The following is a 10,208-nucleotide window of genomic DNA, read 5'->3' on the forward strand; positions in this document are numbered from 1 at the left end:
ATAATAAACAAAATGTTATTATACACTAACCAGGAAAAATAACTTCACTTCCAGACTTGCTTCGTTTTGTAATCGCAATTTTTAGATATGCCCTTTTAGAAAAAAGACGGAAGAAATGAAACAAAATAAATAAATCCTGATATGTTAATGATGCTTTTATAATGCTTGCCAGTCAGAACCGTTAAAACTCACTTTAAGTATCAAATAAAATGTATTAGATCAAATCAACAGATCTGGCCGCCAGATGACGACTCCAATTACTAATAAAAAGACAATTTGCCTGTAATTTGGCAATATAAAGTGTTCAGTGTACTGGCATACTGCAATATAGAAGTTTAAATTCTTGTTATATATTCTTTGTGTAGTAACCTATATTCAGGAACCAATATGCAAAATAAGTTTGAAAGTCTGGAACTCGGCCAGTTCATTCCACTACATTACCATCACAACATGCTAAATGATCCCCACCGGATGAAAGGCTTTAAGCAGGCAATTGATTGGGTGGTAAAACCAGGCGCCAAAGTTTTAGAACTGGGTGGTGGAACGGGTGTGCAGTCTTTTTTTGCCGCGCAAAAAGCGCAAAAGGTTTATTGCGTTGAACGCAATCCGGAGTTGGTGGAGGCTGCACGTAAATTAATTAAAAAAAATACCAATGGTGACAGGATTGATGTAATTCAGGCAGATGCTATGTATTACCTGCCGCCTGAACCCGTTGATGTTGTAATCTGTGAAATGTTGCATACTGGTTTGCTGCGCGAAAAACAAATGCCCGTTATCAATGCTTTTAAAAAACGTTATTTAGAAAAGTTCGGCGGGCCATTGCCCGTCTTTGTACCGGAAGCCAGCATTCAGGCTATTCAACCAATACAACAGGATTTTAATTTTGAGGGCTTTAATGCACCCACGATATTGTTTCAAGATCCCTATTCAATTCAAGCAAGAAGCCAAAATCTCAGTGATCCCGAAATATTTCAATTTTTGACCTATGCCGAGCCATTTAACCCAAATTGTAGTTGGGATGGGAAAATAATGATTACCCAGAGTGGTCAGCTTAATGCCTTACGGCTTATCACTAAAAACATACTGGCTCTTAATATGGAGACATGTAGCACTCAGGATTGGTATACACAATATATAGTTTTTCCCTTGGCTAAACCACTTACAGTATCCAAGGGTGATAAAGTTGCTATCTGTTTTAATTATCAAGGCGGCGCTCCACTAAATGCACTTTCAGATTCACTAGAAGTTACAAAAATAAACGATATTAAATGCCAATCGGTTAATGAGTTAAACATTTTATATGCCGGTTCCGTGGAAAACCTGGCAAATATTGCGCAATCCCAACAATCCAAAATTGCTTATTCCAAAGTACAAAAAAACAGTAACTAAAAAGCTGCAACAAAACATAGAGAGTTTCAAATATCGAATAAAATAAGGTTATGTCACAATTTAGCGGAATCGTTGGATGGAAACAATTTACGTTTTTTGATCGCTTTACGAATAACGCTATTGAGTGATTCGTTGGCATTGGTAGTATAGATGGCTTTTCTGATGTCTTCGGGATATTTGAAGAGTGTGCAGATATTGTCCATCAGAATATCTTTGACGCCACGGCTCTGAAGCTTTGTCAGGTCATTCAACCAGAATTGAACCTTCATTTTCTGACATCCATAGATCCAGCAATTCCTTGAGATCGTTCATATAAATTGAAACTAGCTTAAAGGATGGAGTCGTGGAAAGCCAAAGTTCAAAAAAGAAATTTTGTATTTTGTCCGTTAGCCTTCTATTGTATCGCCTACAAGCAATTTAACATAATATAAATTGTTTGGCAACGGAAGTATGATAACTTCCTGAATTTTCAAAACTGTTGGTAGAAGGGGCACTCAAAGCCGTCGCACCAATAATCATAGCAATACTGGCAGCCTTGCTGCTTCGCTTCAAGCAACTCTCAAAAATTTTTCTCCGTTCTTCATCCTTCTCGATTATCAAGTTACTTGCTGCAATAACTTCAAGTTCATCTACTTCTATGTAGCGTGCAAGTTTGATACATAGGGCAGTGGTCAAGCTCTTTTTGCCATTTTTCACAAGTCCCAATGTTGTATATCTGGTGTCAAGGTATTCAGCCAACTGCTTCTGTGTGCCAGCTTTTTTTTCGCCCATTTCAATAAATTCTCTCATTTCCATAGTTTTCACCTAAATATTCCTTGACAACTACCGTAGTAGTTATTAAATTAACTACCTTAGTAGTTATGATTTTGTTGCATCTTACTTCTATAAACTCCACAAGTCAATCAGGGTTATTTATGAATTCTTACTTTCTAGCAATATCCCATGCTACAGATAACGGAAAATTACCTGAATTTTCCGACCTTTGGAGAAATTATCACCCTAATTCCATTCTTTCAGACAGTGATTACCAGCACTTGACCGATACGAATGAATTACCACTATCAAATCCGGTTCAGGTCTGAGCAAGCGAAGCATGAGCGCGCGAAGGCCTGAACCATTTTTTTATCTACAGGAGCATTAAACCATGAAAATTCAAGTATTGGGCGTTAAACGTCTGTCCGGAATCGCCAAGGAATCCGGCAATCCTTTTGAAATGTGCACATTGCTGGCAGTCGTACCTATTGAAAACGTCAACGGTAAAAATTTCAGCGTTCAGGGTTACGGGTACGAAGTCGGTGAAATAGATGTCGATCCCGAAGCAATCAAACAATTCGAAGGCCACAAATACCCCTGCATGATGGAACTGACAACCGAAACAGTCATGGGTCGGAACAACAAACTTTCCCAGATTGTCACCGGCACCACAACCCAACCGACGGTCAAGGCAGTTTCAAACGGCTAGTAACACTACGCCGTTCATTCCCATTTTGGGAATTTTTAGGCCATTTTGATTAATTTTTAAGCTGCGCCGTTTACTGCCATTTTGGCAGTGAAACAAAAATTTTCAAGTTGTCTTTTGCGAGTATGTCTAATGAAATCTTTATCGATTGGGTCACCATTTCTCAACTACATACAGGGCATGAACCATTCCCTATATACACAGGGGGGGTCAATGTTGACTATGACGCCACAGGCGTGGCTCGCTTTGAAAGAGTTCGCGCCGCGAATTTTCGCGGATCGCATGAAACAGCCATTAGGATCAAGAGTGACGGTCGTCATATATCACTCTCGGGAAACATCGGCCGGTTTTCTCGCAAAGACAACCTTTTCAATTGTAACTGGCACCAAACCCTTAACAAATGCAATCGAATACTCCTGGGTAAAGGGCTCCCGGCTTTCACAACCGGAAAAACTGGGCTGGCAGATCATCAAAAAGACACCTTTTCTGCGAGAGTATCTCGTATCGACCTCACCGCCAACTTTGCGACGGGTTCAGAATCTCAGGCAAGAAATCTCATTCGATGGCTTGCAAGCCGTTCAGTCTCCAGAATGAAAAAAGGACGGGCAGGGGATGAATCAGTTTGGTGGGTCAACACACGGCACATGCTAAAAGCCTACATCAAACACATTGAAATGCTCAAACACGGATGCAGCGAAGACGATCCGGTTTACCAGTGGTGCAAACAACAGGGAGTTGTCAGAGTGGAAATAGAATTAAAACGCAGACTTTTAAACGACCTCGATATGGTTGAAATTGGAAGCATCAGCGATGAAAAACTGATACGTGTATTCCATGATCAAACCGAAATATTCAACGCTGTCGACCGCAGCGACGAACCCGACATACTCGACCAGATACCGCCAAAAAGCCGCGTGCATGCGGCGGCATGGATGGCGGGGCAGGACTTGAAACAATTATTGCCCAACGGCACCTTTTACCGTCACGCCCGAATACTGCGCGAGTATGGAATAGACATAACCGAACCAAGAAACATAGAAACCTTTCCCGTCAAAGTGCGAATCGTTGAAATGCAACCAATCAGCATGCCGGACTGGTACAGCTTGGATGATGAAGTGGAAGAACTCAAGGCAGTCGGTGAATGATTCCAGCGGTTACAGTTTCTTGGAAGTCAAAATTTTAACTTCCATCAAGCTGTAACCGGTGCAATCCCGCACCATTTTTCATTAACCTTACATAGGAGAAAAAACCATGTTCAAGAAAGCAAAAGACGCTGTGATAGCGCTCGGGTGCAAAGCAAAAAACCTTTATCGTCAATTCATCCAGACCATCAACCCGCCGGTTGTCTCTGGTGAATACATCGGGAAAGGCGCAGTAGTTAACCAGTCCCGCCGCGCATTCTTCAGAAAAAGCGCATTTGTTACAGTAGCAACAACCTGTTTGATTATGTTACCATCAATCAGTTTTGCCGCTGTTGATGTAGCGATCACAACGGCAATTAGCGACGCGCTCGCCGATGTCGCAACCGTAGGCTCCGCCGTTTTTGGCGTTCTGGTAGCTGCTGCAGCATTCCGCTGGCTGCGTAGAACGATCTAACGGGGTTTCCGGCCTGATCTTATAACTGTATGTCACAAAACTACTCCGTTAGATCAGGATCAGGCCGGGACATTCTCTATGTCCTACCTGTTCAAAGAACGCTGCGTATCCACAGCTGAAGAACTCCACAGTTTTGTCGCTGCAGATTGTCCAGCCATATCCAACGGCTACACAATCACCTGCACCCCGACAACCTCTGGCGTGGATATGACCTTCTACGATCCCGCAACCGCCACCACCATCAACCATAGTATTACCCCGTCATTAATCGACTGCCCCGACCTGATCGCCGATGCAATCGAGTTAAGCTGGATGGTCGCCGGTGTCTGGGTCGCTGCGTGGTCATTTCGTGAACTCTACAAACTAGTCAGATCATGAGCATCGATATACCTGTTTATGCCGTCATGATTGCCATACTGGGGGCATTATGGCTAATCCTGCGCTAATCCTTTTACTGCTACTGTTTCCCGTAACCCTGCACGCTGAAATCATCGACATATCACAGCATTCAGGCATCATTCGCGATTCTTCCGGCAACTACAAAACCATCAACGGGCGCGGCACCATATCCAGTATCAGTACCGGTACACAGTTACAGGTACAGAACCGCGTACCCGTACCGACCAGCAAGGGCAATCAATACGTTGACATATCCAGAACCGCAGTCGTTGACCTTGCAAGGGTCGGCGGTGCACTGGCTTCACTGGCCAGAAAACTGACACCGGTCGGAATAGCAATTGGAACCGCTTCATACATCTGTCAGGAAACAAACATCTGTGATGAAGCCGGAGAATGGTTATTTAATGACACCAGTGGAACTGCAATTGTCGACGGTCAAAACCCGAGTTGTGACAACGCCGCCCATTGGCCAACAGTAACCACATACACAAACCTGCAAACCCATTTAGCAAATCCTGAAACACTTATACAGGCTTCCGTATGGTGCCCAAACGACCACCCAGGTGAAACTCAACCGGCCGGTTGGGGCGTTCAAACATCATGTCAAACCATTTGCGCGTTTGGTAGCTTGCTTTCCAAAACCACGCCGGGCGGCATGCCCGGAGGCAATCCGCCCGAAGGCGAACAAAGAACGCCAACAGATGAAGACTGGAACGCCGCAGCCGACCAATTGAACGATGCAGCTTCAACCGATCACGTTCTGGACAATGGCGGGGATGTGCCCGTTGATGTATCAACACCGCCAACCCTTGACGCACCCATAGAAAAAACCATTGGCACCGAAAACAAGGAAATCAAGGACGGACAGGGCAACATCACCGGCACAGAAACCACAGAAACATCAATCGAGATTACCGACGCGGCCACAAGCCAAAACCCCAACCACCTCGACCTGTCAGAAACCACCACAGTCACAAACTACGACATCAACAACAACATCACCAACCAAACCACCACCGTGACAGAAACAGCACAACCGGCGCCAGCCGAAGCGCCGGAGCTCGATATACAGGTGGAGTTCGATACCGTCAGCGATACCGAACTACAGGAAAAAGAAGTCGAGGCACCCTTTGATACAGCATCATGGGGCGGCGGGGCGTGTCCGCCTGATATTGAAATGAGCCTTTCATTTGGCAACCACACATTCAGCAGTCAACCATTCTGTGATTTTGCCATATCCATGAAACCCATCATTTTATTAGTCGCGTCCATCGTAGGCGCGTTTATTGTCATCACATCAGCGAGGCCAGCCACAACATGAGCTTGATTACCATCCCACTGGGCGCATTCCTTGAAGCCGCAGCACTGCCAATTGTCAGAAAAGTATTGGGCGGTCTGGGGCTTGGCGTACTGGTTTACACCATCATAGCAACCACACTTGCAACACTGATTGGAATGGCACAAGGCCACTATGGCGGCATAACCGGCTTTGCCGCCGCCATCGTCGGCCTTGCCGGATTCGGCGAAGCCTTCGGCATTATCGCCGGAGCACTCACATTCAAGGCCGTATTGGCCAGCGGTAAAACCTTTGGAGTAGTCACATAATGAACAATTACGTTTTAAATCTGGATCAAAACACAATTATCTATGCTTTGCCGATTTACCCCGGCGAAATCCAAAAACTTTTGTCCCGATCCAAAGTAAACAACATCAGTATCCTGACAAACCAGCATGATGAAAATTTCCCTTGTGTATTTCTTTTCGAGATTCAAAAAAAGGGTTACTTCCTGCTGTTTGAAGATGAAACCCTGAAACAACCGCTTTCATTCAGAAACTTGGATCTGGCAAGCACCTTCCTGAAATCCATAGGTTGGGAAAAACGCTTTACAGTTTGCCCACTGGTTGAGGAAATCAGATCATGACTATAACGCTATTAACTGCCGTACCCAGAACCGGCAAAACATCCTATGCAGTCTGGGACATCATCAAACCCGCCGTAGACCAAGGAAAACACGTCTACGTGTACGGAATCCCGAAACTGAAAATTCCACACATCAAAGTTACAGAAATGTGGCTCAAACGTTGGCATGAACGCCAGTACTCCGAAGAAATCGAAGAAGACCAGCTACTAAACATCCCGCCCAATTCGCTGATAGTCATTGATGAAGCATGGCAAGTCTGGCCAGCAGCCGGCGTCAAAAACATACCCGAAGACATCTCGCACCTTGCCAAGCATGGCCACTATGGAATCGATTTTCTGATCATCACCCAGAAACCGCACTTGCTGCATACCGGCGTACTCTCCCAGGTATCCGTCCACAAACACATCCTGAAAAAATGGTCCGGCCATAAAATGCTTGAATGGCCGGAATACTGCTCGAATCCCACCGCCAAATCAAACCGCGATCAGGCCGTAACCGTACCGTTCAAAGTCAGAACCGAAGCATTCGAGCTGTACCACTCAGGACAACACCACGGCAAACTGAAACAACGAAAACCCATACAAATCTATGCAACATTCGCATTGTTTCTTGCACTGCCGGTAATCTTTTATTCTTCCTACCAGGTATTTGCAGCCAAACAAACGAAAACAGAAATACAGGAAACAGAAGAAACGCAACCGGTCAGCGTCATAACCTCCAGCCAACAAGAAACACCGGAACCGGAAAACATAGAAGAAGAAAAAAAAGAAAACGAACCCGAACAAATCACGCGCCTGTTACCGACACTGCTATCAACCAAATACGACTGGGACAGAATAGCCGCCTGTCTCGATTCTAAGCACTTCGGCTGCGTCTGCTACGGCCAATCCTCAGAACGCCTCGTAATCCCCAAAGAAACCTGCCAACTTGCTGCAAAGCACGGCTGGACACAAACCAAACGATCAACAAAGGTGCAACTATGAAAAAGCTAAAACGAGCAATCCAGAAAAAAATGAATGTTGACTACAGCGCAATGATTTCAGAAATCCAGTCCCATTTCGGGTATTATCAATCGCTGCTGGTCGATGAAAAAACCTATGATGAATTGTCCCTTGGCCTGCGGTTTTCATTGATTATTCAAATACCGGAATCAATTGATCCAGAAGAACTCTGGGGTAAAGAACTGATCATTGCACCAAGCTATATCAAGGAAATCCACGGCAAGCCTGAAACACGCGCTTTAGGACATGGAACGATCTTTCATATCAATGACGTAGTTTATAACAAGCCCGATCAATATGAAGTAGAAGGGCTAAAAGATGGCTATGCACTAATCGAAGTTGATGAAGTACACCCAGTTACAGAATCTATAATTAACTCTGTCTTATCTGCTAAAAATCTGATCAACCAGATTAATTGACATCCACCAGCAAACAAACCCTTAGTAATCAACGAATAACCCCACAAACGTCAAGGGCAGAAACGGAAAGTTTTAATGGTACTATATTAAAAGTTTCCGGTTCTGGCTTGCGCACCCTTGACGGCGCACAAACCCAATAAGCTCAGAGCAGGGTGCGGGAACCTTCCCGCACCCATGCCCAGCGGCGAGCTTATAGTGATTTAAAGTTATTAAAATATTAAGATTTGTGAAAAAGGTATAACAAAATATGGGAAATATAAAAATTAAGTGGTTGGTATACACTGTTTTGATTGGTTTGATTCCCGTATTTTCTCGTTTTTTAGTATGGCTTGTAACTAATGATACGAATATGGAATTAATGGTATCAGCAGATCTTGTTACATTTGGTTTAATACTACATGTTTCCAATATAAATGAAATTGAACATCTTACATTTGAAGACCATGATAGGAATTGGAAAACTGTTCAAAATGGTTTATCTATAATTTTTATTGTTTTCTATAGCTTACTATTCGCACTTACTTTAATTGATGATGGTTTAGTTGATTTAGATGCTTTAAAACTTTGTACACAAATTCTTGCCGTTATATCGTTCATGATAAGTTACTCAGTTTATGATAGGATATCAAAGACAACGTCTAATATTTAAGGAGGCGTTTACCATGACAGAAATAATAATTGCACTCACTTGTTTAGTTTCTATTGTAGGTATTTTTGGAGTGGTTTGGTCTTTATATTCAACACGCCAGAAATATTATAACGAGTACATACAAAGAAAAAATAATGATTAAGAATTTTATATATTTGGATGAGGATAAAATGTACTCGTTATCCTCCCAGTTGTTTGCAGGCGTTACTGAATATGTATTAAATGAATCTGTTTCTGAAAGAAGTGATTCAAAAGAGCAAAAAGCCATATTTGGTAGTGGTCGCGTTTTGGGTGACATTCTAAAACGGAGCGACCGAAAATCAGAAAAAAAGTTTTTAAATGATTATTCATACACAATCTTTGAAACAGAGCTGTTAGATAAAGAGATGGTTGTTTTACCATCAAATGATATGGATTTTAATTCTTTAAATGGATTTTTAGATAAAAAAAAAATCATTCATTAAAATCAAATCTAAAGCAATTTTTAATGATATTAACTCAATTAAGAATACTATTGAAAACTATAATGAAGTAGGAAAAGCGTTAACATGTGTTACCAAACACAAAGAAATCAATGAAACAAGAAAGCAATTAAGTGTCTCGAAAATGAAAGCTAATCTTGAAAAATTAGCAAAGGATAATAATCTGCATTTAGATCCAGAATTTTTAAAAAGTTTGGCTTTAGTTTTAAACTATGGTTTTCAAGATCAACTTGAGGTTCAAATGACCTTAGAAAACTTTATAGTATCGGCTAATTTAAACCGTTTAAATTTACGTGAACGTGAAGATCTCGTTATCCGTAAATATTCTAGAAAAACAGAAGTTGATTTTATTTTGTTTGGTATTATTACACAGTATCCGAGCAAAAAACCGGATCTATTTGTTGACCAAAACAAAAACACAGAACCCGCAAACATAAAAAAGGCTTTAATGAATTTGATTTCTAGTATATCCAGTATCGAAGGTACATTTACAGGCCGATTGAATAATGAGATTATTATTGATCCAATAGCTTTATATACAGAAGTATAAAATTTACTTTTGATAATTGTATTTTTCAAAAATCCATCCAAACTGGCTTTCAAAAACTAAATTTTTTTTATAAAACGCTGCTTTAACTTCTAGCTTATCAATTTCCTCATTACGCCGTTCAATTTCCTGTTTCAATAATTTCAATTCACTTTTCAAATAGCGGTTAAGTTGGCATTCCCAGAATAGAGACCGTATTTCATAAGGAGACAATCCGCGTTTCCATTCCGGAATATAAAGCAAATTGTCTCTAACGATCATTTCGGTAGACGCCACCCCTGATCATGAAAGAAACTTGAGAGGAAGGTGGCAGGAAGAGGTCGCACATTTTTTTGGTGACTTGAT

General features: G+C 42.1%; 15 protein-coding genes and 1 pseudogene. 13 read left to right on the forward strand and 3 right to left on the reverse strand.

Annotated elements, in window-relative coordinates; all coding sequences use genetic code 11:
* Positions 1-387: 387 nt before the first annotated feature.
* Positions 388-1,389 carry a class I SAM-dependent methyltransferase gene (locus BMY62_RS15055; protein ID WP_090661854.1) on the forward strand — a complete coding sequence of 334 codons (1,002 nt, stop codon included), beginning with the start codon at positions 388-390 and terminating at the stop codon, positions 1,387-1,389.
* Between the two features lie 59 nt (positions 1,390-1,448).
* On the opposite strand, the pseudogene BMY62_RS16735 reads toward BMY62_RS15055, so the two are convergent.
* Positions 1,449-1,589 (reverse strand): annotated as a pseudogene (locus tag BMY62_RS16735) (transposase); the annotation flags it as partial.
* 217 nt (positions 1,590-1,806) lie between these two features.
* Positions 1,807-2,184, reverse strand: a complete 378-nt coding sequence (locus BMY62_RS15065; RefSeq protein WP_090661857.1) for a helix-turn-helix domain-containing protein — start codon at positions 2,182-2,184, stop codon at positions 1,807-1,809.
* Between the two features lie 349 nt (positions 2,185-2,533).
* Here BMY62_RS15065 and BMY62_RS15070 point away from each other — a divergent pair, with 349 nt between their 5' ends.
* The 12 genes from BMY62_RS15070 to BMY62_RS15130 all read left to right on the forward strand — a co-directional run bounded on the left by BMY62_RS15070 (position 2,534) and on the right by BMY62_RS15130 (position 9,866).
* Positions 2,534-2,851: a hypothetical protein gene (locus BMY62_RS15070; protein WP_090661860.1), complete on the forward strand. Its 318-nt coding sequence runs from the start codon at positions 2,534-2,536 to the stop codon at positions 2,849-2,851.
* Between the two features lie 122 nt (positions 2,852-2,973).
* A complete protein-coding gene (locus BMY62_RS16740) occupies positions 2,974-3,993 on the forward strand; it encodes a phage/plasmid replication domain-containing protein (RefSeq protein WP_371264100.1) in 1,020 nt (339 codons plus the stop codon).
* Between the two features lie 106 nt (positions 3,994-4,099).
* A complete protein-coding gene (locus tag BMY62_RS15085) occupies positions 4,100-4,444 on the forward strand; it encodes a major capsid protein (protein WP_090661868.1) in 345 nt (114 codons plus the stop codon).
* A 78-nt stretch (positions 4,445-4,522) separates the two neighbouring features.
* Complete coding sequence (locus tag BMY62_RS15090; protein WP_090661871.1) at positions 4,523-4,822, forward strand: hypothetical protein; 300 nt, start codon at positions 4,523-4,525, stop codon at positions 4,820-4,822.
* A 49-nt stretch (positions 4,823-4,871) separates the two neighbouring features.
* Entirely contained in the window at positions 4,872-6,164 is a 1,293-nt protein-coding gene (locus tag BMY62_RS15095; protein WP_090661874.1) for a virulence factor TspB C-terminal domain-related protein, read from the forward strand.
* The gene (locus BMY62_RS15100) at positions 6,161-6,448 is read left to right on the forward strand and encodes a DUF2523 family protein (RefSeq protein WP_090661877.1); all 288 of its coding nucleotides are present in this window, start codon (positions 6,161-6,163) and stop codon (positions 6,446-6,448) included. The genes BMY62_RS15095 and BMY62_RS15100 overlap by 4 nt, the downstream gene beginning before the upstream one ends.
* Entirely contained in the window at positions 6,448-6,765 is a 318-nt protein-coding gene (locus BMY62_RS15105) for a hypothetical protein (RefSeq protein ID WP_090661880.1), read from the forward strand. Before BMY62_RS15100 ends, BMY62_RS15105 begins: the two co-directional genes overlap by 1 nt.
* The gene (locus BMY62_RS15110) at positions 6,762-7,748 is read left to right on the forward strand and encodes a zonular occludens toxin domain-containing protein (RefSeq protein WP_090661883.1); all 987 of its coding nucleotides are present in this window, start codon (positions 6,762-6,764) and stop codon (positions 7,746-7,748) included. Before BMY62_RS15105 ends, BMY62_RS15110 begins: the two co-directional genes overlap by 4 nt.
* Positions 7,745-8,185: a hypothetical protein gene (locus tag BMY62_RS15115; RefSeq protein WP_090661885.1), complete on the forward strand. Its 441-nt coding sequence runs from the start codon at positions 7,745-7,747 to the stop codon at positions 8,183-8,185. Before BMY62_RS15110 ends, BMY62_RS15115 begins: the two co-directional genes overlap by 4 nt.
* Positions 8,186-8,432: 247 nt before the next feature.
* Positions 8,433-8,834, forward strand: a complete 402-nt coding sequence (locus tag BMY62_RS15120; protein WP_090661887.1) for a hypothetical protein — start codon at positions 8,433-8,435, stop codon at positions 8,832-8,834.
* Between the two features lie 134 nt (positions 8,835-8,968).
* Complete coding sequence (locus tag BMY62_RS15125) at positions 8,969-9,298, forward strand: DUF6414 family protein (protein WP_090661890.1); 330 nt, start codon at positions 8,969-8,971, stop codon at positions 9,296-9,298.
* Positions 9,299-9,335: 37 nt separating this feature from the next.
* Positions 9,336-9,866 (forward strand): hypothetical protein, encoded by a 531-nt coding sequence (locus BMY62_RS15130; protein ID WP_442753240.1) that lies wholly within the window; start codon positions 9,336-9,338, stop codon positions 9,864-9,866.
* A gap of 3 nt (positions 9,867-9,869) precedes the next feature.
* On the opposite strand, the gene BMY62_RS15135 is transcribed toward BMY62_RS15130, so the two are convergent.
* Positions 9,870-10,106: a hypothetical protein gene (locus tag BMY62_RS15135; protein WP_218143002.1), complete on the reverse strand. Its 237-nt coding sequence runs from the start codon at positions 10,104-10,106 to the stop codon at positions 9,870-9,872.
* Between the last annotated feature and the right edge of the window lie 102 nt (positions 10,107-10,208).

Origin of the sequence: Nitrosomonas marina (assembly GCF_900111605.1) — a bacterium.
In the GTDB taxonomy this organism is placed as follows: Bacteria; Pseudomonadota; Gammaproteobacteria; order Burkholderiales; family Nitrosomonadaceae; genus Nitrosomonas; species Nitrosomonas marina_A.